Annotated in this window: 26 protein-coding genes and 2 pseudogenes; 14 read left to right on the top strand and 14 right to left on the bottom strand. The window is 62.5% G+C overall.

Annotation, left to right across the window (positions count from 1 at the left end; genetic code table 11):
• Window positions 1-119 precede the first annotated feature (119 nt).
• A complete protein-coding gene (locus BI364_RS12070) occupies window positions 120-1,571 on the bottom strand; it encodes a TolC family protein (RefSeq protein WP_070078956.1) in 1,452 nt (483 codons plus the stop codon).
• 210 nt (window positions 1,572-1,781) lie between these two features.
• Between BI364_RS12070 and BI364_RS12075 the strand changes: the two genes are divergently transcribed.
• The 3 genes from BI364_RS12075 (at window position 1,782) to BI364_RS12085 (ending at window position 4,342) form a co-directional block, all read left to right on the top strand.
• On the top strand, window positions 1,782-2,195 hold the full coding sequence (locus tag BI364_RS12075; protein ID WP_197495697.1) for a DUF4124 domain-containing protein: 414 nt from the start codon (window positions 1,782-1,784) through the stop codon (window positions 2,193-2,195).
• 2 nt (window positions 2,196-2,197) lie between these two features.
• Window positions 2,198-2,542 (top strand): phenylpyruvate tautomerase MIF-related protein, encoded by a 345-nt coding sequence (locus tag BI364_RS12080; protein WP_070078958.1) that lies wholly within the window; start codon window positions 2,198-2,200, stop codon window positions 2,540-2,542.
• Window positions 2,543-2,629: 87 nt separating this feature from the next.
• Window positions 2,630-4,342 carry a proline--tRNA ligase gene (locus tag BI364_RS12085; RefSeq protein WP_070078959.1) on the top strand — a complete coding sequence of 571 codons (1,713 nt, stop codon included), beginning with the start codon at window positions 2,630-2,632 and terminating at the stop codon, window positions 4,340-4,342.
• Between the two features lie 21 nt (window positions 4,343-4,363).
• On the opposite strand, the gene BI364_RS12090 is transcribed toward BI364_RS12085, so the two are convergent.
• The 4 genes and pseudogenes from BI364_RS12090 to BI364_RS12110 all read right to left on the bottom strand — a co-directional run bounded on the left by BI364_RS12090 (window position 4,364) and on the right by BI364_RS12110 (window position 7,226).
• Window positions 4,364-4,633: an acylphosphatase gene (locus BI364_RS12090; protein WP_070078960.1), complete on the bottom strand. Its 270-nt coding sequence runs from the start codon at window positions 4,631-4,633 to the stop codon at window positions 4,364-4,366.
• Window positions 4,630-5,957 (bottom strand): annotated as a pseudogene (locus BI364_RS19215) (YihY family inner membrane protein). Before BI364_RS19215 ends, BI364_RS12090 begins: the two are co-directional and overlap by 4 nt.
• Before the next feature lie 30 nt (window positions 5,958-5,987).
• Window positions 5,988-6,758 carry a LysM peptidoglycan-binding domain-containing protein gene (locus BI364_RS18725; RefSeq protein ID WP_233279510.1) on the bottom strand — a complete coding sequence of 257 codons (771 nt, stop codon included), beginning with the start codon at window positions 6,756-6,758 and terminating at the stop codon, window positions 5,988-5,990.
• 186 nt (window positions 6,759-6,944) lie between these two features.
• The gene (locus BI364_RS12110) at window positions 6,945-7,226 is read right to left on the bottom strand and encodes a DUF4398 domain-containing protein (RefSeq protein WP_070078963.1); all 282 of its coding nucleotides are present in this window, start codon (window positions 7,224-7,226) and stop codon (window positions 6,945-6,947) included.
• Window positions 7,227-7,394: 168 nt separating this feature from the next.
• Between BI364_RS12110 and arsC the strand changes: the two are divergent.
• Both arsC and wrbA read left to right on the top strand, forming a co-directional pair.
• Window positions 7,395-7,727 (top strand): annotated as a pseudogene (gene arsC / locus BI364_RS17515) (arsenate reductase (glutaredoxin)); the annotation flags it as partial.
• Window positions 7,728-7,752: 25 nt separating this feature from the next.
• Window positions 7,753-8,349: an NAD(P)H:quinone oxidoreductase gene (wrbA, locus tag BI364_RS12115; RefSeq protein WP_070078964.1), complete on the top strand. Its 597-nt coding sequence runs from the start codon at window positions 7,753-7,755 to the stop codon at window positions 8,347-8,349.
• On the opposite strand, the gene hda is transcribed toward wrbA, so the two are convergent.
• The 3 genes from hda to BI364_RS12130 are packed head-to-tail and all read right to left on the bottom strand — an operon-like array spanning window position 8,340 to window position 11,335.
• Window positions 8,340-9,041, bottom strand: coding sequence for a DnaA regulatory inactivator Hda (gene hda / locus BI364_RS12120; RefSeq protein ID WP_070078965.1), 702 nt, complete (start codon window positions 9,039-9,041; stop codon window positions 8,340-8,342). The genes wrbA and hda overlap by 10 nt on opposite strands.
• A 9-nt stretch (window positions 9,042-9,050) precedes the next feature.
• On the bottom strand, window positions 9,051-10,106 hold the full coding sequence (locus BI364_RS12125) for an AI-2E family transporter (RefSeq protein WP_233279511.1): 1,056 nt from the start codon (window positions 10,104-10,106) through the stop codon (window positions 9,051-9,053).
• Window positions 10,107-10,120: 14 nt separating this feature from the next.
• Window positions 10,121-11,335, bottom strand: coding sequence for a DUF2066 domain-containing protein (locus tag BI364_RS12130; RefSeq protein WP_197495698.1), 1,215 nt, complete (start codon window positions 11,333-11,335; stop codon window positions 10,121-10,123).
• A gap of 131 nt (window positions 11,336-11,466) precedes the next feature.
• Here BI364_RS12130 and purM point away from each other — a divergent pair, with 131 nt between their 5' ends.
• The 9 genes from purM (at window position 11,467) to ehuA (ending at window position 18,698) form a co-directional block, all read left to right on the top strand.
• Window positions 11,467-12,525, top strand: a complete 1,059-nt coding sequence (gene purM, locus BI364_RS12135; protein WP_070078967.1) for a phosphoribosylformylglycinamidine cyclo-ligase — start codon at window positions 11,467-11,469, stop codon at window positions 12,523-12,525.
• A complete protein-coding gene (gene purN / locus BI364_RS12140) occupies window positions 12,522-13,199 on the top strand; it encodes a phosphoribosylglycinamide formyltransferase (RefSeq protein WP_070078968.1) in 678 nt (225 codons plus the stop codon). Before purM ends, purN begins: the two co-directional genes overlap by 4 nt.
• On the top strand, window positions 13,196-13,960 hold the full coding sequence (locus BI364_RS12145) for a DUF3108 domain-containing protein (RefSeq protein WP_070078969.1): 765 nt from the start codon (window positions 13,196-13,198) through the stop codon (window positions 13,958-13,960). Before purN ends, BI364_RS12145 begins: the two co-directional genes overlap by 4 nt.
• Before the next feature lie 32 nt (window positions 13,961-13,992).
• Window positions 13,993-15,402 carry a dihydrolipoyl dehydrogenase family protein gene (locus BI364_RS12150; protein ID WP_070078970.1) on the top strand — a complete coding sequence of 470 codons (1,410 nt, stop codon included), beginning with the start codon at window positions 13,993-13,995 and terminating at the stop codon, window positions 15,400-15,402.
• A gap of 32 nt (window positions 15,403-15,434) precedes the next feature.
• Entirely contained in the window at window positions 15,435-15,644 is a 210-nt protein-coding gene (locus tag BI364_RS12155; RefSeq protein ID WP_233279512.1) for an acetyltransferase, read from the top strand.
• Window positions 15,645-15,674: 30 nt separating this feature from the next.
• Entirely contained in the window at window positions 15,675-16,544 is an 870-nt protein-coding gene (gene ehuB / locus BI364_RS12160; RefSeq protein WP_070078972.1) for an ectoine/hydroxyectoine ABC transporter substrate-binding protein EhuB, read from the top strand.
• A 155-nt stretch (window positions 16,545-16,699) separates the two neighbouring features.
• A complete protein-coding gene (gene ehuC, locus BI364_RS12165; RefSeq protein WP_233279631.1) occupies window positions 16,700-17,230 on the top strand; it encodes an ectoine/hydroxyectoine ABC transporter permease subunit EhuC in 531 nt (176 codons plus the stop codon).
• Between the two features lie 2 nt (window positions 17,231-17,232).
• Complete coding sequence (gene ehuD / locus BI364_RS12170; RefSeq protein WP_070078973.1) at window positions 17,233-17,928, top strand: ectoine/hydroxyectoine ABC transporter permease subunit EhuD; 696 nt, start codon at window positions 17,233-17,235, stop codon at window positions 17,926-17,928.
• Window positions 17,925-18,698, top strand: coding sequence for an ectoine/hydroxyectoine ABC transporter ATP-binding protein EhuA (gene ehuA, locus BI364_RS12175; RefSeq protein ID WP_070078974.1), 774 nt, complete (start codon window positions 17,925-17,927; stop codon window positions 18,696-18,698). The genes ehuD and ehuA overlap by 4 nt, the downstream gene beginning before the upstream one ends.
• Before the next feature lie 52 nt (window positions 18,699-18,750).
• Here ehuA and BI364_RS12180 read toward each other — a convergent pair whose 3' ends face one another.
• From BI364_RS12180 to BI364_RS12205, 6 genes are read right to left on the bottom strand one after another with little or no spacing between them, the layout of a single operon-like run.
• On the bottom strand, window positions 18,751-19,041 hold the full coding sequence (locus tag BI364_RS12180; protein ID WP_070078975.1) for a hypothetical protein: 291 nt from the start codon (window positions 19,039-19,041) through the stop codon (window positions 18,751-18,753).
• Between the two features lie 23 nt (window positions 19,042-19,064).
• A complete protein-coding gene (gene pmbA / locus BI364_RS12185; RefSeq protein WP_083251373.1) occupies window positions 19,065-20,411 on the bottom strand; it encodes a metalloprotease PmbA in 1,347 nt (448 codons plus the stop codon).
• A gap of 45 nt (window positions 20,412-20,456) precedes the next feature.
• Window positions 20,457-20,726 carry a hypothetical protein gene (locus BI364_RS12190; RefSeq protein ID WP_070078976.1) on the bottom strand — a complete coding sequence of 90 codons (270 nt, stop codon included), beginning with the start codon at window positions 20,724-20,726 and terminating at the stop codon, window positions 20,457-20,459.
• A 54-nt stretch (window positions 20,727-20,780) separates the two neighbouring features.
• Entirely contained in the window at window positions 20,781-22,226 is a 1,446-nt protein-coding gene (tldD, locus tag BI364_RS12195) for a metalloprotease TldD (RefSeq protein WP_070078977.1), read from the bottom strand.
• On the bottom strand, window positions 22,223-23,059 hold the full coding sequence (locus BI364_RS12200; RefSeq protein ID WP_070078978.1) for a carbon-nitrogen hydrolase family protein: 837 nt from the start codon (window positions 23,057-23,059) through the stop codon (window positions 22,223-22,225). Before BI364_RS12200 ends, tldD begins: the two co-directional genes overlap by 4 nt.
• The gene (locus BI364_RS12205; protein ID WP_070078979.1) at window positions 23,056-23,460 is read right to left on the bottom strand and encodes a hypothetical protein; all 405 of its coding nucleotides are present in this window, start codon (window positions 23,458-23,460) and stop codon (window positions 23,056-23,058) included. Before BI364_RS12205 ends, BI364_RS12200 begins: the two co-directional genes overlap by 4 nt.
• Window positions 23,461-23,464: the final 4 nt, after the last annotated feature.

Below are 23,464 nucleotides of genomic sequence, written 5' to 3' on the forward strand. Positions count from 1 at the left end.
TGCCACACCCAGCCAAAAGACCAGCCATCAGGACCAGCAGAACGGCCAATGTCCCTTTGCGTAATTCAATCACCATTGTCGTCGCTTCCAGAGTAGTTTTGAGAATCGGCGGCTTGGATTCAAAGTGCCGTGGCCGGCTGCGCCTTCAGTGCCGTCATGTGCAACTGACCGAGCGCCAGCAATAAACCGGCACGCGCCATCACGGCTTGATAGCGCGCCGCCACCAGCTGACTGCGTGCCTTATCGAGTTCGGTTTGCGCGGCCAGGAGTTCGGCGATGGTCGATACGCCCTTTTCGTAACGCAGCTGCGCAAGCCGTTCAGCTTCGGTCGCTTCGCCAATGGCCTGGTTTCGGGCCGACACGCGCTCGGCGGCCAGGCGCACCTCGCGCCAAGCCTTGCCAACCGCCAGCTCGGTTTTCTCGCGCACCTCGCGCGCCTGGGCCTGGCGCTGCATTACGCGCGCCTCGGCGCCATCGAGCGCGCCGCCGCGGGCACCGAAATCGAACAGATTCCAGGACAGGACGCCAGCAACGGTATACGAGGGCCTACCACCGTTAAGCGACGGACTGTTCCATTCACGACTGATTTCAACATTGAAGTGCGGCATGTAACTCGCACGTGCCACTTCTACACCGGCCTGCGCTGCTTCGACCTGGAACATCTGTGCCTGTACGCGCGGATTGGCGCCCACGCCCTGCTGCCTGAGTTTCCCCAAGTCCATCGCGGGCAAAGACACGCGAATACGCTGACTGAGACGCAAGGGTGCATCCGCGGGTAATCCGACCAGCATCCGCAGATGTGCGCGTTGGTCCTCCAGTGCATTGCGCGCCTCCTCGCCTTGCAGACGCGCATTCGTCAAATGCAGCTTTGCCCGCAACAGGTCGCTCTTTGAAACGACACCTTGGCCGAACAGCTTCTCACTGAGCGTCACATAGGCATCGGCGGCGGCAATCCCTTTTTGCGCAACGCCGACAAAGGCCTGCGCGGCACCCACCCCCACATACGCGCCAAGCACCTCGAATAGCAAGTGCTGCCGCGCGGCTGCATCACCCAGCTGGGCTGCGGCCAGATAGGCCCGCGCTTGCGCCAAGCCACCCCAAGCCTGCCCACCGTTGTAAATCGGTATCTGCAGGGACAACTTGGGCTGATAATTTCGATACCAACCGGGATTGTTCAGATTGTTCGGCGCAGTGGTCAGACTCTGCGGCCCGAGAAACTGATTGGCCCCGAAGTCATTGAACGTGGCGTTTCCTTGAGAGAGCTTCATGCCGAAGACATTGAGCGGATTGTCGCTGCCCATTGCCGTCAGGGATGCGCTGAGCCGGGGTAACAAATGTCCACGTGCCTCGCGCACCCCGCCCCTCGCCTCGTCCAGCTGCGCCCGCGCGGTGAGCATCTGCGGCGTCTGCGCGAGCGCCATTCTCATCGCTTGCTCGAAGCCCAGCGCGGCACTCCCCGTGGCATCTTCCTGATCTGCAGCGCTAGCCGGCGCGAATGCCGAGACCAGCAGCGCCAGGGCAAGTAACGAGCATCGCCCCGATGCTCGACCATCCGATAGAATCCCAATCATCCGCACGTACCCGGCTCCATTCGTCAAATATCTCAGGGCGGCAGCTCCAGCCAGCCCATCAATGCATATTAGTAATTAATAATACTCTAATAGTCAATACATCAAATGCGCTTTTCGAGTGGCTCTATGGGGTCCAGCAGGCGGATTTGCTACACTGCCCGCATAGCAATCGAGAGAATCGACATGGGGTTTCGCACCAGTATAGCCAGCTTGGCGGCGGCGCTGTTGTTCGTCACGCCATTCATCGCGCATGCGGCGATTTATAAATGGGTGGATGGGCAGGGCGTGACGCACTATAGCCAAACGCCCCCTTCCGGACAGCGTTATACGCAAATCGACACGCCCGAGGGCAACGGCATGCAAATGCCTGGGCCAAACCCACCGACGGCGACGGGTAGCCCTGCCCCCAAGGTGCCTCACGCAGCACCGACAAAACCCACGAAGATCCCGCACCTCAAGCAAAACTGCGCGCTCGCGAACCAGAACATCAAGACCCTCGAAATGCCGCGCCGCGTCCGGGTCGTCAAGCCCGACGGCAGCGTTGAATGGCTGGATGATGCACAACGGGCCCAACGCCTGGAGCAGGCGAAATCCTTCGTCAAACGTTTCTGCACGCAGAACTGACCATGCCACTGCTCAACATCGAACTCAGCCAGGCCCTTGCCCCTCCCGCCATCAACGCCTTGCTTGACGAATCGTCCAGCCTCGTCGCCGGCATCCTAGGCAAGCCAGAGGCCTACATGATGGTCAGGTACCAGCACAATCCTGACATGCGCCTCGGTGGACGTGACGATCCGCTGGCACTTCTCAAACTCAGCAGTATCGGCCTGCCTGACGAGATGCCCGCGAAGCTCAGTGAAGCTCTGTGCGCCCTGATTGAGCGCCACACCGGGATACCCGGTACGCGGATCTACCTCCTGTTTGCCGATATCCCCAGACAACACTGGGGACACGACGGCACTACCTTCTGAAGCCCATCTCCCGGCACAATAGGCCCGACCGCGCGCGTCCAGTACGCGCGTCCACATTGACCCCCACCCGATAGCGAACCGACATCGATGCGCGTTTCACAATTTCCGCTTACAACCCTCAAGGAAATCCCTGCCGAGGCCGAAATCGTCAGTCACCAGCTCATGCTGCGCGCCGGCCTCATCCGCCGACTCGCCTCTGGGCTCTACACCTGGTTGCCCTTGGGGCTGCGTGTGCTGCGCAAGGTCGAGCACGTTGTACGCGAGGAAATGGACGCCGCTGGCGCCCTGGAAATCATGATGCCCTGCGTGCAGCCGGCCGAACTGTGGCAGGAATCGGCGCGCTGGGAAAAATACGGCCCGGAACTACTGCGCTTCAAAGACCGCCACCAGCGCGAATTCTGCTTCGGCCCGACGCATGAAGAGGTCATTACCGACATCGCGCGCCGCGAGCTGCGCAGCTACAAGCAGCTGCCGTTGAACTTCTATCAAATCCAAACCAAGTTCCGCGACGAAATCCGCCCACGCTTCGGTGTAATGCGTTCGCGCGAATTCATCATGAAGGACGCCTACTCTTTTCACGTCGACGAGGCCTCGCTGGACGAAACCTACCGGCGCATGCATGAAACCTACACACGCATCTTCACCCGGCTCGGACTGGATTTCCGTGCAGTCGCCGCCGATACCGGCTCCATCGGTGGCGACGCCTCGCATGAGTTCCATGTCCTGGCCGATGCCGGCGAAGATGCCATCGCCTTCGCCGATGCCGGCGACTATGCCGCCAACGTCGAGTTGGCCGAGGCCACGCCGGGCATCACCGAACGTCCGCAGCCCAGCGAAGCTCTGCGACTCGTGGATACGCCGAACGCCAAAACCATCCAGGCCCTGGTCGAGCAGTTCGAGCTACCGATCGAACGCACGATCAAAACCCTCATCGTGCGTGCCAGCGTCGAAGCCGGCAGCGGGTTGATCGCACTGATCCTGCGGGGCGATCATCAACTCAACGCCATCAAGGCCGAGAAGCTACCCGAAGTCGCAAGCCCATTGCAGTTCGCGGATGAAGCGGAAATCCGTGCGGCTATCGGCGCCGGGCCCGGCTCTCTCGGTCCCATCGGCCTACCCATCCCCTTCATCGTCGACCGCAGCGCGGCCGTGATCTCGGACTTCGGCGCCGGTGCCAACATCGATGGCCAGCATCATTTCGGCGTCAACTGGAACCGCGATGTGTCGCTTGGCCCTGTCGCGGACCTGCGCAACGTGGTTGAGGGCGATTACAGCCCGGACGGCAAGGGACGCCTGCGCATCGTCCGTGGCATCGAGGTCGGACACATTTTCAAGCTGGGGCGCACCTACAGCGAGCGCCTGAACGCCACCGTGCTGGACGAACAAGGGCAGCCAGCGGTGCTGTCCATGGGCTGTTACGGCATTGGTGTCTCGCGCATCGTGGGCGCGGCCATCGAACAGAATCATGATGCTCGCGGCATCGTCTGGCCCATCCCGATCGCACCCTTCCAGGTCGCCATCGCACCGATCAATCTGCACAAGTCGCAGCGCCTGCGTGACGCCGTCGATACCTTGTATCAGACCTTGCGCGAGGCTGGATTCGAGGTACTGCTCGACGACCGCGACGTTCGACCCGGTGTCATGTTCGCCGATTTGGAGCTGATCGGCATACCGCATAGGATCGTGCTCAGTGAACGCGGTCTTGATGCCGGCGAAGCCGAATACAAGGGACGGCAGGATGCAGAATCCCGGCAGGTGCCGCTCGGGGCCCTGGTGGAATTTCTGCGCCAGAGCACCTGAGAGAGAACCCACCCAAGGGCGTTAGCGGCGGATGACGAAGCCTCTTGGGTTCTCGTCATCCGCCGTCGCCTGCTCGACCTGTGAAACGCGCGCGGCGGGTGGCCCCTGATGTAGCCATTGATCCAGCGCCTGCAAAGCCGTCATGGCACCACAGGCATACACCGCGACGCGTCCATCTGGCAGGTTGTGGACATACCCGCACAGGCCCAGCGCCAGCGCCCGGTCACGCGTCGCCGCACGAAACGATACCCCCTGCACTTGACCGGACACCCACCAGCGCAGGCAGCTCATTCGCCCGCCCCCCGTGCCTCATTTTTCTCGGAAACGGCCGTCTGCGCTAGAAACTGGGCAAACGGCGTACCCAGGCGCGACTTCAGGTCCTCTTCCGTTGCGCACAGCAGCGTATTCAGACGGGCATCCAACAGCGCACTATCGCGTCCTTGCGAACCCGATGGATGCAGTGCGAACCCCCCTTGCCCATACAGCTCGTACAGACTCAATCCCCTCAGATCGCGGATCAAGAGCCATTCCCCCCCTGTATGCCGCGCAATTTTGAGCTTCGCAAGCCGACGCAGCATGCTTTCCACCTGCGTCTGCGTGAATGCTGGTTCATGCTTGGCCAATTCATGCAGAGGCACGCCTTGGCCACGCCACTGCCCGCCACCGAGTTGTGCGATCAGGCGCACGGCCAGCCTCAGGGATCGCTTGGCAGCCTCGTCATTCATGCGAGTGCGGTGGCAATCGAGACTCAGACAGGCCGTCACTTCTGCACCCAGCAATACAATCAGCCACGACAGATAGATCCAGATCAGGAAGATCGGAACGGCAGAAAACGCGCCATAGATCAGCTCGTAGTTCTTGAAATGCGAGACATAGAACGAAAAGCCCCGCTTCGCCAACTCGAATAACAAGGCCGTGAACACCCCCCGACCAGCGCATGACGCAAGCTCACCCGTGTCCTGGGCACCAATACGAACAGTAGGCTAAAGGTCAGCGTCTCCAGCGCCAACGAGAGTGCGTGCAGGGCCAACCAATCGCCCCCTTCGCCGCCCAAAGCCCCAAGCCAAGCACGATATTGTGCGAAAACATAGGAAGTCACCGCGAACCCAGTACCGAAAAGCAGCGGCCCGAGTGTCAACAAGGCCCAATAGACAATAAACACCACCACCGTGTCACGGTGCCGACTCGTACGCCAGATCCGGTTAAGCGCCGTATCGATGGTCGAGAGCGTCAACACCGCGGTCACCAGCAGCCAAAGCGAACCCATCAACGTCAGCCGCGAAGCCTTCTCGCTAAACTGCATCAGGTAATGCTGGACAAGCTCTCCGGAGGTCGGAACCAGCTGGTCGACCAGCAATTGGCGCAGGTCAGAGGTGAGGTCACGGAAGGCCGGAAACAGGCTCAGCACCCCGAACAGCACCGTGACCAGCGGCACCAGTGACAGCAGGGTCGTGAAGGTCAGGCTTCCGGCGGTCTGGAAGCATCCGTCATCCGTGAAGCGGCGCGCCGTCGCCAGCAGAAAGTCGCCGAGGCGAACCAAGCAGTCTCTGACGACGCCCAAAGAAAAAGGGCCCGATACGGACCCCTTTTCCGGCCTGCGAGAACCGGTCGTCATACACGATAACCGATTGACGCGTCCGTCTGCTTACATCCCGCCCTTGAGGTACTTGAGATCACTCGAGGTCGGCTGGCCCAGCTTCCAAGCACCGCGATGCTTGGCGTGGTAGATAGCCGCATCGACCGCAGTCTGACTCGCGCCCTGGTCGATGGTCAGATCCTGCCCCGGATGGATCATATCCGGATCCTTGATCTTGCCAGCATTGGCCTTGTAGATCAGCGGCCATTCATAAGGATTGCCATAGACCAGCGGCATGCCAGCGATACCCCATAGGGTATCGCCCTTGGTAACGGTGAAGCTGGTTCGCTTGGCGTTCTTCATTTCGGTCAGCATCTGCCCGGTCAGATCGTAGAGCGCCTTGCCCTTGGAGTCGTGATACAGCCCGTCAGCCTGTTTGAGTTGATCCAGCTGGGCCGGCGACATGCCGCTCTTCATACCCTGCAATTTCTCGAGGTTCTGCGTACCCATGGCAAGGTAGTACTGATTGGCGCTGGCATCGGCCTCAGCCTTTGCCTTATCAGCCAAGTCAGTGGCCTTGGCATAATCGCCCGCCTTGTAGGCCGTTTCGGCCTTGGCGATCAAGGGCGGGGTGGTCGTCCAGGCATACCCCTTCGCTTGAGCATCCGCATAGGCTGACTTGGCGGACGCGATGGCCTGCGCGGCACCCTGCTGCGCCGCCATGTTCTGAGTAGGAGCAGGCGCAGCAGGCTGCTCGGCCGTGGTGGCGCAGCCACCGAGCAATCCGAGCGACAAGACAGCACTCGACAGGAGAACCGAACGGGTAACACCGATTTTCATAGTTGCACTCCAGAGTCGTTATGATTTTTGAGAGGTACTGCCAAGATCGCCCGATAACTGCAGGTTTCCAAACCGATATCGCCATACGCGAATGACGATCAAAAACCTAGCACCCGCCCTAGGGGGTGTCAAGGAAACGCACCGCTACACGGCGAGGCGAAAATCGCGCCGGATGAAATGCACCCTCTACTTGAGCAAAGCCTTATCCCGAGCCTCTTGCGCGGCCTTTTTGGCTGCCTCGGCCAGGTTTTTGGCTGAGACGTAACCTCCCACACTCAGCTGATCTTCGGCGCGCTGCATCAGCGCCTCTGCCCTGGAGTAGATCTGCGGCGCCCGCGTTGCCGCGCCAGCCTGACGTGCGGCCAGCAATGCCTGGCGGGCATCGCTCATCTCCTGCACGGGCGCCATCGCACAACCGGCCAACAGGCCGCTCAAAAACAAGGTGGCGACAATTAGGCGTTTTCCCATGGACTCCGCAACCGTTATGATTCGGCCGGCAGCGCCGGCGCGTATACCGGAGCGACGCTAGCATCCGGCCACGAAGCGGTCAAGCGACCCACGTACCCGGTGAGTGCAGCGCCCGAATGCGCGGTCGCGCGCGCCTCCTTTTCACCCGCGACCCGAGGACATCCATCCATGCATCCACCCGATGTCGTGATCTATCACAATCCCCGTTGCAGCAAGTCCCGCGCGACCCTCGAATTACTTCAGGCGCGCGGCATCGAACCGCAAGTGGTCGATTATCTCCGACAACCACCTTCACTAGCAGAACTGACGCATATCCTCGACCTGCTCGGCCTGGAGCCTCGCGAACTCATGCGCAGGCAGGAAGACGAGTATGCCGAGGCCAACCTGGATGATCCGGGCCTGACGCGCGAAACCCTCATCCTTGCGATGATCCAACGCCCGCGCCTGATTGAGCGCCCCATTGTGGTCGCCAACGGACGGGCGGCCATCGGGCGCCCCCCGAGCGCGTACTGGAGATTTTCGGCGAATGAGCGAAATACTGGTGCTTTACTACAGTCGCCGCGGCGGCACGGCCGAGATGGCACGCCGCATCGCGCGCGGCATCGAGGAAATCGGTGGCATGCAGGCACGGCTGCGCACGGTCCCCGCTGTTTCGCCAACCTGCGAGGCCGTTGACGACACCATCCCCGCGTCGGGGGCGCCTTACGCCACGCTAGATGATCTGAAGGATTGCGCGGGTCTCATTCTCGGCAGTCCTACCCGCTTCGGCAATATGGCCGCACCATTAAAATACTTTCTCGATCAGACTAGCGGGCTGTGGCTGTCCGGAGCCCTCGCCGGCAAACCGGGAGCCGTGTTCACTTCGACGGGCGCGCTGCATGGCGGCCAGGAAAGCACCTTGCTCAGCATGATGCTCCCGCTGATGCATCACGGCATGCTGATGGTCGGTATCCCGTTCACGGAGCCCGCACTACTGGCCACCGAAACCGGCGGTACACCCTATGGAGCCAGTCACGTCGGCGGCAGCGAAGGTGATCGTCCAATCAGCGCACACGAAGCCGAACTATGCCGCGTGCTGGGCCGACGCGTGGCGCAGGCCGCCGCACGCTTGGGTCAATCCTGATCGAGCACTGCACGGATCAAGGGCACTGTCACACGCCGACGCGCCTTGAGACTCGCCGCATCGAGCCGGTCGAGCAGTGTCATCAAGGACTCGGGGTCGCGAGCCGCGTGGCGCAACAGATATTCCGTCTCGCTCTCACCAAGCGGGAATCCCCGCGTCCGCGCACCCAGCTGCAACATGCGTCTGAGTCGTGGCTCGTCAAGCGGACGCAGGTGGAAGACCGGCCCCCACAACAGGCGCGAACGTAAATCGGCCAGTGTGACTTGCTCGGCATCAGGACGAGCCGTCGCAGTGAACAACAGACGGCCTTCGCGTTCGCGTACCTCGTTGATCAAACCGAACAGGGCACGCTGCCATTCCGGTCTGGTCCAGACCTGCTCAAGGTCGTCAATGGCCAGCACACGGACCGTCGACAAACCCTCCAGCACGACCGGACCAACCGCGGACAACTCGGCCAGCGGCAGATAGGCCGCCGAAAGACCTTGAGCACCCGCCTCATGACACGCCGCCTGTGCAAGATGCGTCTTACCGGTCCCCGGACCACCCCATAAATAAAGCTGCGGCACTTCGACCCGCCCCGCCACCAGCGCACCCACCGTCTCTGGGATTTCGCCCTGCTCCGACGACGGAATGTAGGCGGCGAGCGTGGTTTCCGCGCGCAGGCGCAAGTTGAGCGCAAGTTGATCAGCCATCCGGATCGTCTACCCGGGGTTGGCGAAAAAATCGGCTGCCGCGATACTGACGATGGGCATGTCGCAACAAAACCGCCAGCACGGCTGCCGTCGGCAATGCCAGCAGTACACCGACAAAACCGAAGAGCTGCCCCCCGCAAGCACCGCAAAGATCACCGCGACCGGATGCAGACCGATCCGGTCGCCGACCAGCAAGGGCGTGAGCACCGCGCTTTCGAGGACTTGCCCCACACCGAAAACCACTGCGATCGGCCACAATGCGAGCAGTTCGTGGGTCTGGAAAAACATAGCGATACCGGCCGAGACGATACCGATGGCAAAACCGAGATAGGGTACGAAGCTCACCAACCCCGCGACAATGCCAATCAGGATACCCACCTTGAGCCCCGCCAACCAGAGTCCAACCGCGTAGACGGTGCCCAGCGCGATCATGACCGCAAACTGGCCGCGCAGGAATGCGCCGAGGCGATCATCCGCCTCGCGCGTCAGCCGCTCCGTGGTATCGCGAAAACGCAGCGGCAACAGCTCGTACAAATAGGCGACCAGACGGTCCCAATCGCGCAATAGATAGAAACCGACGATGGGGATCAACAACAGATTGGCCAGCCAACCGAGCAAAGCCAGGCCTGAGCGGCTGAGGGTATCGACGAGCCGAGCCGCCACGCCACCTGCCTGCCGCCAGTGCGCGGTGATCAGATCGGGCAACGCCTGCAAGTTGAGTACGCTCATGTCAACACCCAGATGCCGTTGCAACCAGGGCAGCAGGTGCGTATTGATCCAGGCGATATACCCTGGCAGGGCATGTACAAGTACGTTGATCTGGCTCTCAAGTATCGGCACCAGCAGGAGCAGCGCCAGTAACAACACAAGGCCCATCAGGGCGAACACCACGACCACGGCCAAGGTACGCGGCAATCGCCAGCCTTCCAATCGATCGGCCAGCGGGTCGCCAAGATAGGCGAACAAGGCGGCGACCAGAAACGGGGTCAGAATCGGGGCAAGCAGGTAGATCAGCCAGCCGACCACCAGCGCGATGGCCAAACCAAGCCAAGCCCCGCCCCTCATGCCTTCGCCGCCGTTCAAGGCTGATACCGGAAGTACAAAATCTGGGCTGGAACCGGAATCGGCACCGGAGGTGCCGTGGCCAGACTGGTCGATACGGGCAGACTGCCGCTCGCCGGCAATGTTGTGGATGCTGGCAGGGAAGCGGTGGACGGTGGAGTGGGTACCGGCGGAGTTTCCGGCGCCAACCAACCCACCAGAGCCAGATTGCGTGCCACGTCACTGGCGCTTCCTCGTGGCACCACACTGAAGGTCACGGTATCACCGGCAACCGCCACCACTCGCGCTGAGGCGATCGGTGCCAAGTGCCCCAGGAGGTGTTCGATACGGGCATAAACTGCCACCTGCCCGACCCCTGAAATTTCAACATCGACCCTGTCACCAGCTTGATTGGGCTGTGCCGTACCACTGACCGCCAATGAGGCGGCAAGGCGATCGGCCACGCCGTCGACGCCAGCCGCGAGCACGGTGTCACGGCTTGCGCCCTGAGTGCTCCAGTGGTCGGTACGCCCGCGAAAGGCCAGCCACCACTGACCACGCCACTGGCTGCCCGCTGAGGGGCGCACGACGCCGGCCACCACGGCATTGGCCTCATACCGGGCCGAAGCCGTCACGATGGAATCCATGAATCCGCCGTCCAGATCGGAGAAGTGCACCGCTGCCTGATCCTGCAAATCGAGCAGCGGGAACAGTACCGGCAAGCCGCGCGTATCCGCTGCCTGCTGAAGGGCTCCGCGCGCACCAGGATGCGGTTGATCGCCGTCACTGCCCACAATGAAACGGTCGTTACGATCGCCATCCACACCCACCCACATCACGACCAACGGCCGCTCTCGCCCCCACAAGGGCAATTGCGCGGCACGCAGCAGGCTGTCGATGGCGGGCGGGTCGAAGTCGACCCGCAGCTGCAACGATGTCGCGGCGCTCGCCGGCGTCCCTGGCTGCTGCTGATAGGCATATTGCTGGATATATTGCGCGGGCTGCTGCAAGGCTGGGGCGAGCGAGGGACTGGCGGCCACGGCGGCGTTACCGGTCATCTTCACCAACACCTGCGCCAGAGCCTGCTGGAAGGCCGCCAACCGCGCGCCCTCGCTGCGATCCGCCACCGGGACGGTCGCCTGATACAAGCCGCCCACCTGAAGCGCCCATGCCGGCAACACGGGCGCCAACGCCGACAGCAGACAAACCACAAGTGCCAGAGTCCGCACCCGGACCCGAATGAAATTCGTCACGTTGCAGCGTCCCCGTTGCGGCCAGCCCTGGAAAATTCTGATGCGAATTAAGATACCACAGCCCATCGGTGCCCGGTTTACATGACGGAGCCCGGACAATACCATTAGCGCCCTTCTCTGCGGATATTCCCATGACCGACAAGACCCCCGCCTCACCCGGCCTGAACTACCGCGATGCAGGTGTGGACATCGATGCTGGCGCCGCGCTGGTGGAGCGTATCAAACCATTGGCCGCCGCAACCCGCCGCCCCGAAGTCCTCGCGGGCCTCGGCGGCTTTGGTGCCCTGTTCGCCCTGCCCTGGGATCGCTACCGCGAACCCGTGCTGGTTTCGGGCACCGACGGCGTTGGCACCAAACTCAAGCTCGCCCAGTCCCTCGACCGGCATCGTCACATCGGTATCGACCTCGTCGCCATGTGCGTCAACGACATCATCGTGCAAGGTGCCGAGCCGCTCTTCTTTCTCGATTATTTCGCCACCGGCCACCTGAACGTGCCACGTGCAGCCGAAGTGGTCGCCGGCATTGCCGACGGCTGTAGCCAGGCCGGCTGTGCGCTGATCGGCGGCGAAACCGCCGAGATGCCGGGCATGTACCAAGGCGAGGAATATGACCTCGCCGGCTTCGCCGTGGGCATCGTCGAGCGCGAGCACCTGCTCGACGGTAGCAAGGTCGCCCCTGGCGATGCGATTATTGGCCTGGCAGCCTCCGGCCCGCACTCCAATGGCTATTCGTTGATTCGCCGTATCGTCGAATCCGCTGGCGCCGACCTCAACGCTCCACTGGGTACACGCAGCCTGGCCGACCACCTGCTCGAACCCACGCGGATCTACGTCAAGCCACTACTGGCGCTGCTTGAGACACTACCCGTACATGCCCTCGCCCACATCACGGGGGGCGGCCTGACCGAAAACATCCCGCGCGTGCTACCTCCCGGCACCGAGGCATGCATCGATCCCAAGGCCTGGGTGCGCCCCGAAATCTTCGATTGGCTACAAGCACAAGGGCGCGTCGACGACGACGAGATGCTGCGCACCTTCAACTGCGGCATCGGTATGGTCGTGATCGTGGCCGAGACGGACGTCGAGGCATCGCTCGGACATTGCCGGAACCATGGTCTGGAGGCTTCCGTGATTGGCCACATCGCGGCCACCGGCGCAGACGAGCCGCGGACGGTCTACACCTCTCGATGAGCACCGTGTCACCGCCACGCATCGTCGTGCTGGTGTCCGGCGAAGGCAGCAACTTCGAGGCCATTGCGGAAGCGATCGAACGTGGAGACGTCGTGGGCCGCATCGTTGCGGTCATCAGCAATCGCCCTCAGGCCCGCGCGCTGGCGCGTGCTGGCCGCCACGGCCTCCCCACCGAAGTAGTCGACCACACCGCCTACTCCGGCCGAGAGGCCTTCGACACCGCGCTGGCCATGCGCATCGATGCGCATGGCCCAGACCTCGTCGTCCTGGCCGGATTCATGCGTATCCTGACGCCAAGCTTCGTCGACCATTATCTGGGTCGCATGCTCAATATCCATCCATCCCTGCTGCCGGCCTACCCAGGCCTCGACACCCACGCACGCGTACTCGCAGATGGCATGGCGCGACATGGCGCCAGTGTCCACTTCGTCACTCGCGAACTCGACGGCGGCCCGGTGGTACTCCAAGGCGCCGTACGCATAGGCATCGACGACACACCCGCTCGACTGGCCAAGCGCGTACAGGTAATCGAGCACCGGCTGTATCCACAAGCCGTCGCTTGGTTTACCAGCGGCCGCTTGCACCTCTCAGGCCATCGCGCGATCCTGGACGGCATCCCGCTGGATACCCCCCGGCAACTTGACCCCAGCACGGAGGAAGCATCGCCGCCGTGAAATCGCGCTTTTATACCCGCCGCCTGCCCGCACTCGCATTGTTCGGTGGCCTTGTGCTAGCCCCGACCGTCCCAGCTGCGGCAGCAACCAGCCCTCAAGCCGTCAACACGGCCTTCGGCATACCCTTCTTTAGCGCCCAATATGCACTCAAGAAACTCGGCTTGACCGTCGCCAAGATCACCGTCTCCTTCGGTCGTGAAAACGGTCGGCTGATCTATCGCCAAGTGACCTTGCCAGCCGGCGTCATCACCTGGTTTCGCCACGACCGCATCACCGAAGAAAGCCTGCTTGCACCCGGTCCGGTACCACTGCCGACCGAATATCGCTTCTTGCATACCGGTGATGGCCCGACAAAGCAGGCCGTGATCCACTTCGACCGCCAGACCGATGAGGCCAGCGGGCATATGCAAAATGGAGATCCCGTCAAGGTAGCCATCGACCCTGGTACGCTCGACCGCCTGTCGCTGCAACTCGCGCTCATGCAGGCCGTCGCCAAGGGGCAAAAAACCTTGCGTTTCACCACTGTGGAAACCAAGAACAAGCTCAGTCATTACGACTTTCATGACCTCGGACACGACACCGTAATGACCCCACTGGGGCAACTTGACACCCTCCACCTACAGCGAGTGTGGCAGGCCAAACACATCCGCTTCGATTTCTGGCTGGCCCCGTCGCTGCACGACCTGCCGGTCAAATTGATCCAGACCGACGGCGACGGAGCCAGCCTAGGCCTTTATTTGCAGTCGGTACGCTGGTACTGAACCGGCGACGCCGCCCACGAAGGAGTCCGAACATGAATGAAGCGCCCTACGACATCGCCGTCATCGGCTCCGGCCCCGGCGGCTACCGCGCCGCCATCCTCGCCGCACTCAAGGGACAGCGCGTCGCCATTATCGAAAAGGCCGACTGGGGCGGCTGCTGTCTGAATCGCGGCTGCGTGCCCAAAAAGGACTGGCACCACACGGCACAGCTCGTCGCCGCCAGCCGTCACTTCGCCGGACGCGGCATCACAGGCACGCTGAGCGCCGACATGGCCACTGCCTGGATGCATCAGGAAGCCATCGTAGCCAATGTTCAGGAAAGCTACGTCGATTATATGAAGCGCCTGAAAATCACCACGCTCTCCGGCAATGCACGATTCGACGACCCGCATACCTTAATTGTTCAGGGCGCCGACGGCAGCGAGCAGACACTTGGTGCCCGCGCCTTCGTCATCGCCACCGGGGCGGGTGCGCAGGTGCCGCCCCCCTTCGAAGCACTGCCCGGCAAGGTCCTGACCAGCGATATGCTGTTCGATGCCCCACCGCCAGACGGCAATCGGGTAGCGATCATCGGCAGCGGCGTGATCGCCACCGAATTCGCCTTTATATTCCGCATGCTGGGCAAGGAGGTCGTCTGGCTCGCGCGCTCGGAAGCCTTGCGCAAGATCCCTTTCAGCCCACAGGCCCGCACCACCCTCAAGAACGCCCTCGCCCGACACGATATCGCCCTGCGCCGGGTAACGGGTTTCGCGTCGGTCGACACCGATCACGACGGTGTGCGCATCATGCTTACGGACGGCGACGCGGTCGAGGTAGACTGGGTCTGCCTGGGCACGGGGCGGATGCCTTACACCGAGGGGCTGAACATCGAAGCGATCGGCATTGAATGCGACGCACACGGTTTCATCCGGCGCAACGCACAACTACAGACGGCCCAACCGCACATCTACGCCATCGGCGACGTTGCCAGCCCGGAGATGACGGCCAACCACGCCCTGGCCGATGCGACGGTGGCAATCGGGAATATCGTCGACGGCCACGAGCAGGCGCAGGACAGTACCTGGGTGCCGCTGGCAGTCTACAGCGCCGTCGAATTGGCCCGCATCGGCATGGACGAGGACACCGCGGAGGACGAAGGCCTGGAACCCGCCGTCGGCTTCGCGGCCTTCGAAACCTCCCCGCGCGCGCTCGGCCAGGACGACACCGACGGTTTCGTACGCCTGATTGCCGACATGGACAGCGGCGCCCTGCTCGGTGGCGAAATCATCGGTGCCGAGGCCGGCGAGTTGATTCATCTGCTCTCGCTGGCACCAGACCGCGAGAGCGCGTTGCGCTGGCTGGCTGCCGGACGCTACAACCACCCGGCACGCGCCGAGGAACTGGCCAATGCCACCGAAACCCTGGCCAGCAAGTGGGGGCTTGCCGGCAGTATTCTCGGATGAAACCGCTCTTGTCACAGGCAGGGGAAAGGGCCTTGGCCGAACGAGTGCGCACCGCTTGCCGGGAGGCTGCCGTGGCAGCCTACGAGGAAGCAGCCCTCCGCGGCCTGTGCGCCGAGGGCGCCCTCGAATATGCTCTTGACGCGATCCGCCGACTCGATCTTGAGACCGTAATCGAGACAAGCGTCTCACCGGAGTCGCCGGAGCTGCCGGGTTGCGAGCCCTCAAGCGATCCCGTAGGGTAAATAAGGAACCCACTACCCGCGCATGGAATAATGACCTCCTACAAAAAACGCATCGCCAGCATTCTCACCCTTCTTCCGATCCTCCTGATCGGCCTCCCCAGCGCCCACGCCGAGGGCCTCCTCAAGCAAGTCGAGAAGACCGGCACCATCAAGGTCGGTATCGCCAATGAAATCCCCTACGGTTACAAGGACGCAAACGGTAAGGTCCAGGGTATCGCCCCCAATGCCGCCAAGCACGTGCTCCACGAAATGGGCGTCAAGCACATCGAATGGGTGATCCTGCCCTTCGGCGCTCTGATTCCGGCAGTCAAGGCCGGCCGCATCGACATCGCCTCTGCGAGCCAGAACGTGCTGCCCGAGCGTTGTCAGCAGGTCACCTTCTCCAAGGTCAATTCCAGCTACGGCGAGGGCCTGCTGGTGGCCAAGGGCAACCCGCACAACATCCACAGCTACAAGGCGTTCAAGGACAACCCCAAGCTCAAGCTCGGCGTCGTGACCGGCGCGGACGAGCTCAACTTCGCCCAGGCCATGGGCATCCCGCAGAGCCAGATCGTGATGATCAACGCCAATTCGGACGCGATTCCGGCCTTGCAGGCACGCCGCATCGACGCCTATGCCGCGACCGGACTCACCGTGCACAATCTGGCCAAGCGCAGCTCCTCCGTGGTCGGCGCCGAACCCTTCACGCAGCCGATCTACCATGGCAAGCCCACACGCAGCTACGGTGCTTTCTCCTTCCGCAAGTCGGATACGGCCTTCATCAAGCGTTTTGACGAGAAACTGGCCGCCTATCAGAAGACGGAAGCCTGGGCCAAAGACGAGATGCACTACGGCCTCTCACACGAGGACGTGGAAGCCGCACGCAAGATGTCCACCGCCATGCTCTGCGCGGGACACTAAGCACCCAGGGCGAAGCACGATGATCAAGGAACGATCATGACCTTCATGCAAATCGCCCTGAACGTCGTTCAGGGCCTCCAGATGACCGTCGAGCTGACACTGCTCTCATCGGCGCTAGGGTCCTGATCGCCTTCACCCTAGGCACGCTCAAGACCATACGCTGGCGTCCAGTACGTTACCTCGCCACGGCCTACGTCGAGATCTTTCGCGGCACTTCACTGATCGTACAGCTGTTCTGGCTATACTACGCCCTACCACTCCTTGGATTGTCGTTGTCGCCCTTCGTCGCCGGCACGGCGGCGCTGGCCCTGAATATCGGCGCCTACGGAGCGGAAGTGGTGCGAGGCGCCCTTGAAGCCGTCCCCAAGGGACAGCGCGAAGCCGCTGTGGCGCTTGGCTTCACGCCCGCGCAACGCATTTACCGAATTTTCTACCCGCAAGCCCTCCCCGAGATGATGCCCACCTTCGGCAATCTCGCGGTGCAAAACCTCAAGGATTCCTCGGTGGTGTCGCTGATCAGCCTTGCCGACCTCACCTACTACGCCAACAATCTGCAAAACCTGACCTTCGAAACCGCGCGCATCTATACCGTGACCCTGTTCGCCTACTTCGGCCTCGCGCTGTTGTTGACCTGGGGGATACGCGCCCTCGAACGCCGGCTTCGCCGCTGGAAAACGAGGAGATAGCCATGTTATTTGGTATGCACTGGGACACGACTGGCGGCATGCTGACCTTCGCTTGGTCGATCCTGCCCATTCTGCTGGTCGGCCTCAAGGTCACCCTGGAGGCGACCGTGCTGGGCTTTCTGCTCGCCCTGACCCTCGGTCTCCTGTTTGCCCTGCTGCAAGGTATCCGGTTGCGCATCATTTCCTGGCCAGTGCGTTTCGTCGTCGAATTCCTACGCGACACGCCCCTGTTGGTACAGCTCTTTTTCCTGTTCTACGTACTACCTGGCTTCGGATTGTCTCTACCCGCATTCGCCATTGGCACGCTGGCCCTCGGTGCCCAGTACAGCGCCTATTGCGCGGAAATCTATCGCGCGGGCATCGAGGCCGTCGGCCGCGGCCAGTGGGAAGCCGCACGCGCACTGGATCTCGACCGCTGGACGACTTACAAGGACATCATCCTGCCGCAGGCGATCCCACGCATCATTCCCGCCCTCGGCACCTATCTCGTTTCCATGATCAAAGATGCACCGTTACTGTCTGCGATCAGCGTCCTCGACATGCTCGCAGCGGCCAACATCATCGGCGGGCAGACCTATAACTACCTCATACCCCTGACCCTGGTGGGCGCGCTGTTTCTGCTCACCACACTGGTCGTCTCCTACCTCGTCCACCGGCTCGATCGCTGGTTGCCCAAGAGCGGAATCCCCCTGAAATGACCCAACCGATCGTGCAGTTCCAGTCCGTCGACAAGCGCTTCGGCGATTTCGAGATCCTCAAGGGATTCGACTTCAATATCCAGCGCGGGGAAAAAGTCGTCATCATCGGTGCCTCCGGCTCGGGCAAATCGACCGTGCTGCGAATCCTGATGACCCTGGAGCGCATCCAGGGCGGCGAGGTCTACATCGACGGCACACCGCTGTGGCACGAGCCCCTGCCGGGCGGCGGTAGCAGGCCTGCAGGCGAACGTTACCTACACCGCATGCGCACACAGGTCGGCATGGTGTTCCAACACTTCAACCTGTTCCCGCACATGACCGCGCTGCGCAACGTCATCGAGGCGCCGCTGCGCGTGTTGCGCCTGCCGCGCGCGGAGGCTGAGGCCCGCGGCCGCTCGCTGCTCGATCGCGTCGGACTCGCCGACAAGTTCGATGCCTTCCCCGCCCAACTCTCCGGCGGCCAGCAGCAGCGCGTGGCCATCGCCCGCGCACTGGCCATGCAACCCAAGGTGATGCTGTTCGACGAGCCCACTTCAGCACTGGACCCCGAGATGATTGGCGAGGTACTCGGCGTAATTCGGGAGTTGGCAGCAGAAAGCGACTTGACCATGCTTATCGCCACCCACGAGATGCGCTTCGCGCGCGAGGCGGCCGATCGCGTCTGCTTCTTCGATCAAGGGCGCATTCTGGAGGACGGGCCGCCGTCACAAATCTTCGGCGACCCGCGCGAAGACCGCACCCGTGAGTTCCTCGCCCGCGTTGATGGCTGAACCGTTTCCCAAGCGCCGTATACGTGACGCTTGGGGCGCGAGCTAAGTCCGGCTAACCACCGACCGCACGATCCATACGTGCTACGCAGGCGACCCACTCCGGACGCCGGTTCGCCCCTTGGGCATGCAGCTCCATAAGCCCATAAACCAGCGCGCGCTGCTCCGCATCGAGCAGGCGCAGCCGGCTCAAGGCGACCGGATTTCCCCGTGTCTCGAGTTCCGCTGCCATACCCTTGATCAGACCGTAGAACACCAGCGGTGCTGCCGTCGCAGGCGCAGCCTCCACCAATGCGCAGACTTGCTCCAGCGGCGAGAAGTTCAGCGACTCGTCAGCAACTGTCATACTGGATCACCCACGGGTTGAACTCAGGATTCGCCGGCAATCGTGACCCGGTCGAGCAGGATCGATCCGGTGCGAATATTGCCGCGTGCGTCAAGATCGTTGCCAACCGCCACCACGCCCTGAAACATTTCCTTCAGATTACCCGCAATGGTGATTTCCTCTACCGGGTAGCACAACTCGCCGTTCTCGACCCAGAAGCCCGCCGCACCGCGTGAATAGTCACCCGTCACCATATTGATACCGTGGCCGATCAACTCCGTGACCAGCAAACCTGTTCCCATCTCACGCAACAGGCCGGCAAGATCATGCTCGCCGGGTTTGACAGTGAGGTTGTGCACACCACCCGCGTTACCCGTGGTCTCCATACCCAAGCGCCGAGCGGAATAACTGTCGAGCACATAGCCCTGCAATACTCCGTCGCGTACCAGTTCACGCTGTGTCGTGGCCACGCCCTCGCCATCGAAGGGCGAGCTGCCCAGCGCGCCAGGCAAATGCGGCTGCTCCTCAATCTGCATAAACGACGGGAATACGGACTGACCGAGCTGATCGAGCAGAAAGCTCGACTTGCGATACAGCGCGCCGCCACGGATGGCGCCGACGAAGTGGCCGATGAAACCGCGCGCGAGATCGGCCTCGATCACGACCGGTGCCTGGCGGGTGCTGAGCTTGCGCGCGCCAAGGCGTCGTAAGGTGCGCCGCGCGGTCTCATGGCCCACATGCTCGGCGCTGTCGAGCTGTGCCGGGTGGCGCGAATCCGTATACCAATAATCTCGCTGCATCCCGCCATCCTGCTCCGCTACTACCGAGCAACTCAGGCTGTGGCGCGTCCCCGTGTAGCCGCCGATGAAACCGTGGGTATTACCGTAAACCACCGTACCGCGGTAGGTATTGACGCTCGCACCCTCGGAATTATTGATCCTCTGATCGACGCCGCGTGCGGCATCCTCGCAGCTACGCGCCAACTCGATCGCGGCCTCAGGCTCCAATGCCCAGGGGTGGTCAAGATCGAGATCCGGGTAGCCCCGGGCCATACGCTCTGCGTCAGCCAAACCCGAATACGGATCCTCCGCGGTATGGCGGGCAATCGCAGCGGCAGCGGCGACTGCCTCACGCACCGCTTCCGGACGGAAATCAGCGGTACTGGCATTGCCCTTGCGCTGGCCAAAGTACAACGTCAGTCCCAATCCCTTGTCGCGATGGTATTCAAGGGTCTCGACCTCACCCAGGCGAACGGCTACCGCAAGGCCGTTGTCGATACTGACCACCGCCTCGGCCGCAGTTGCGCCGGCTCGACCGGCTTCTTCAAGCGCCTGCGTGACTACCGCCTCAAGCTGCGTCTCGTCCATCGCCAGGGGGCGGATCGCGTTCATGGATACTCCTTGTCGATTCTGTTTCAAATTGAAGAGGGCGACACTTCAGGTGCCGGCCCCGTGTTTGTTAACGGCCTGGAGATTACCCCAGCGACCGAGGTTGCCAACGTGTACGCCGACCCACCACAACGGACCCAGGCTATCTTCCGTGTGGCCGCCGACGAGTGCCTGATCCTCGGTTAATCGGATCGAGGGAATGAATCCCGCGGCATCTTCACGATGGCGAAAGCAATGCCACTGGACGACGCCGTCCTGTCCATGGCCCTGCGGTAGGGCATGTGCTTCATCCAGCAATTCGGTAAAGGTGCGATTCATGGCGCTTCCTCCGAGATAGACATACCCGGTTATAGCACCCCCGCACCGCTTACCTCATGATTGGGTGCCACCGACGGTCAGTCCGTCCACCCGCAGCGTCGGTTGACCGACGCCGACCGGCACGCTCTGTCCATCCTTGCCGCAAGTGCCGACACCATCGTCGAGCTTGAGGTCGTTGCCGATGCGCGAAACCCGGGTGAGCACGTCGGGACCGTTGCCGATCAAGGTCGCGCCCTTGACCGGGCGGGTTACCTTGCCATTCTCGATCAGGTAGGCCTCGGAGGCGGAAAACACGAATTTGCCGGAGGTGATGTCGACCTGCCCACCGCCAAAATTGACCGCATACAACCCCTTTTCGACCGAGGCGATGATTTCCTCCGGGTCATCATTGCCGGCGCGCATGTAGGTATTGGTCATACGTGGCATCGGCAGATGGGCGTAGGACTCGCGCCGGCCATTGCCGGTCGGTGCCATACCCATCAGACGCGCATTGAGGCGATCCTGCATATAGCCGACCAGGATGCCGTCCTCGATCAGCGTCGTGCAGCCGGTGGGGGTGCCTTCGTCGTCGACGTTCAACGAACCGCGGCGATCCGGCAGGGTGCCATCGTCCACCACGGTCACGCCCTTGGCCGCCACGCGCTGTCCTAAACGTCCGCTGAAGGCCGAGGTCTTCTTGCGGTTGAAGTCGCCCTCCAGGCCATGGCCGATGGCCTCATGCAACAGCACGCCCGGCCAACCCGGGCCGAGGACCACGGTCATATTGCCGGCTGGTGCCGCCACCGCCTCCAGGTTCACCAGCGCCTGACGCACGGCCTCGCGGGCATAGTCGAGCGCACGCTCGCCGTCGAGGAAATAGCGATAATCCACACGCCCACCACCACCGGCATGTCCCTGTTCGCGGCGTCCGTCGGATTCCACGATCACCGTCACGTTGAGGCGGACCAGCGGACGGGCGTCGGCCGCGAGAGTGCCGTCGCTGGCTGCCACCAGGATGAGATCATGCTCTCCGGCCAGGCTGACCATCACCTGCGTGACGCGTGGATCCTGCCGACGCGCTTCGGCATCAACGCGCTGCAATAGCGCAATCTTGTCCTCTGGGCTCATGCTCTGGGTCGGGTCCTGCGGCATGTACAGCGCGTGGCCGGTCCGGGACTGCCACGCCTGCATCTGCCCAGATTGCCCGCCGTGCGCAATCGCGCGCGCGGCCTGCGCCGCATCCAGCAATGCGGGCAGCACGATTTCGTCGCTGTAGGCAAATCCGGTCTTGTCGCCACTGATGGCGCGCACACCCACGCCCTGGTCGATACCCCAGGATCCTTCTCGGACGATACCGTCCTCCAGGCCCCAGGACTCATGGCGGCTGAGCTGAAAATACAGGTCACCGCTGTCGATATTTCCGCCCAGCAGGCTAGACAATGCCCTGCTCAGATCCTGCTCGCCGAGACCCGAGGGCGCGAGGATGTGCGCCTGGGCGAGGTCGAGTGCGTTGTCCGTCATAGTGTCTCCGTCTCGGCCGGGATACCCAGCCGGTGATGTTCGAGGATGGGGAATTGTCCGCGGATGCGCCGCTGCTGGGTCAGGTCCACGTCGGCGACGACCACACCGGCGCCGCTCACGCGGCTCGCCAGCACGGCACCCCAAGGGTCGACCACCTGGCTGTGGCCGAAGGTCTCCCGACCGCTGACGTGGAAGCCGCCCTGTGCCGCGGCGACGAGATAACTCAGATTTTCGATCGCCCGCGCGCGCAGCAGCACATCCCAATGCGCCTGCCCAGTGAGTGCCGTAAATGCGGAGGGCAGCACGAATAACTCGGCACCTTTGCGTTGTAGTGCATGAAACAGTTCGGGAAAGCGCAGGTCGTAGCACACCGCCAGCCCCACACATCCCAAGTCCGTTTCCACCACCACCGTCCCATTGCCGGGAACCGTCGTGGCCGATTCATGATACTGCTCGCCGCTCTCGGTCAGGGCCACGTCAAATAGATGGATCTTGTCGTAACGCGCGACGCGTTGACCATCCGGGGCGTACACGAGGCAGCTGGCGAAGGCCCGCCCCGGCTCGGCGGAGCGCAGCGGGATGGTCCCCCCCACCAGCCAGAGTCCATGCCGACGCGCCTGCCCAGCCAGAAAATCCTGCACGCGCCCCTCACCATCTGCCTCGGCGGCAGCGGCGCGTTCGGCATCGGTCCGCGGCATCAGGTCGAAGCATTCCGGCAGTACGGCCAGCTTCGCACCGGCACGCGCGGCTTCGCTGAGCAGGCGACCCGCCTCAAGCAGGTTGGCCTCACGATTCGGGCCAGAGGCCATCTGGATCGCCGCCACACGACTCATGTGCCACCCCCGGAGGTTTTCAGACTCAATGCAAGCGTATTCATATTGCTACTGCCCGGGAACAAGCTGATCGCGCGACCCGGCACGCCGTAGGCAACCAACCACCCTACCAATCGATTGGCCCAGATGACGCCCTGCTCGCCACCTGGATATTCGATGCTCAGGTGTGCGGCCGGTTGTGCCGACCAAGTCTGCAGCAGGCGGCGTAGCGCCGGGTCGGCAAGCAATGTCCGACTGCGATCGGGACTTTCCCACTGAGATTGGGAAATATTACACGTCGGCATGACCAACGGCGCGCTATCGGCCTGGGCGGATGTGGCCGACAAGAACATCATCAGGCTGCTTAGCAGCAGAATTCGCATCATCGTGTGAAACATGGCGTCATGGTAGCGCACTTTCAAACCT

This window comes from Acidihalobacter yilgarnensis (assembly GCF_001753245.1).
GTDB classification, from domain to species: Bacteria; Pseudomonadota; Gammaproteobacteria; order DSM-5130; family Acidihalobacteraceae; genus Acidihalobacter; species Acidihalobacter yilgarnensis.

Bases quoted from the DNA above. Each gene is read 5' to 3' on its own strand.
- BI364_RS12070 (WP_070078956.1), bottom strand. From the start codon at position 1,571: ATGATTGGGATTCTATCGGATGGTCGAGCATCGGGGCGATGCTCGTTA.
- BI364_RS12080 (WP_070078958.1), top strand. From the start codon at position 2,198: ATGCCACTGCTCAACATCGAACTCAGCCAGGCCCTTGCCCCTCCCGCC.
- BI364_RS12085 (WP_070078959.1), top strand. From the start codon at position 2,630: ATGCGCGTTTCACAATTTCCGCTTACAACCCTCAAGGAAATCCCTGCC.
- BI364_RS12090 (WP_070078960.1), bottom strand. From the start codon at position 4,633: ATGAGCTGCCTGCGCTGGTGGGTGTCCGGTCAAGTGCAGGGGGTATCG.
- BI364_RS18725 (WP_233279510.1), bottom strand. From the start codon at position 6,758: ATGAAAATCGGTGTTACCCGTTCGGTTCTCCTGTCGAGTGCTGTCTTG.
- BI364_RS12110 (WP_070078963.1), bottom strand. From the start codon at position 7,226: ATGGGAAAACGCCTAATTGTCGCCACCTTGTTTTTGAGCGGCCTGTTG.
- wrbA (WP_070078964.1), top strand. From the start codon at position 7,753: ATGAGCGAAATACTGGTGCTTTACTACAGTCGCCGCGGCGGCACGGCC.
- hda (WP_070078965.1), bottom strand. From the start codon at position 9,041: ATGGCTGATCAACTTGCGCTCAACTTGCGCCTGCGCGCGGAAACCACG.
- BI364_RS12125 (WP_233279511.1), bottom strand. From the start codon at position 10,106: ATGAGGGGCGGGGCTTGGCTTGGTTTGGCCATCGCGCTGGTGGTCGGC.
- purM (WP_070078967.1), top strand. From the start codon at position 11,467: ATGACCGACAAGACCCCCGCCTCACCCGGCCTGAACTACCGCGATGCA.
- purN (WP_070078968.1), top strand. From the start codon at position 12,522: ATGAGCACCGTGTCACCGCCACGCATCGTCGTGCTGGTGTCCGGCGAA.
- BI364_RS12150 (WP_070078970.1), top strand. From the start codon at position 13,993: ATGAATGAAGCGCCCTACGACATCGCCGTCATCGGCTCCGGCCCCGGC.
- ehuB (WP_070078972.1), top strand. From the start codon at position 15,675: ATGACCTCCTACAAAAAACGCATCGCCAGCATTCTCACCCTTCTTCCG.
- ehuD (WP_070078973.1), top strand. From the start codon at position 17,233: ATGTTATTTGGTATGCACTGGGACACGACTGGCGGCATGCTGACCTTC.
- ehuA (WP_070078974.1), top strand. From the start codon at position 17,925: ATGACCCAACCGATCGTGCAGTTCCAGTCCGTCGACAAGCGCTTCGGC.
- BI364_RS12180 (WP_070078975.1), bottom strand. From the start codon at position 19,041: ATGACAGTTGCTGACGAGTCGCTGAACTTCTCGCCGCTGGAGCAAGTC.
- pmbA (WP_083251373.1), bottom strand. From the start codon at position 20,411: ATGAACGCGATCCGCCCCCTGGCGATGGACGAGACGCAGCTTGAGGCG.
- BI364_RS12190 (WP_070078976.1), bottom strand. From the start codon at position 20,726: ATGAATCGCACCTTTACCGAATTGCTGGATGAAGCACATGCCCTACCG.
- tldD (WP_070078977.1), bottom strand. From the start codon at position 22,226: ATGACGGACAACGCACTCGACCTCGCCCAGGCGCACATCCTCGCGCCC.
- BI364_RS12200 (WP_070078978.1), bottom strand. From the start codon at position 23,059: ATGAGTCGTGTGGCGGCGATCCAGATGGCCTCTGGCCCGAATCGTGAG.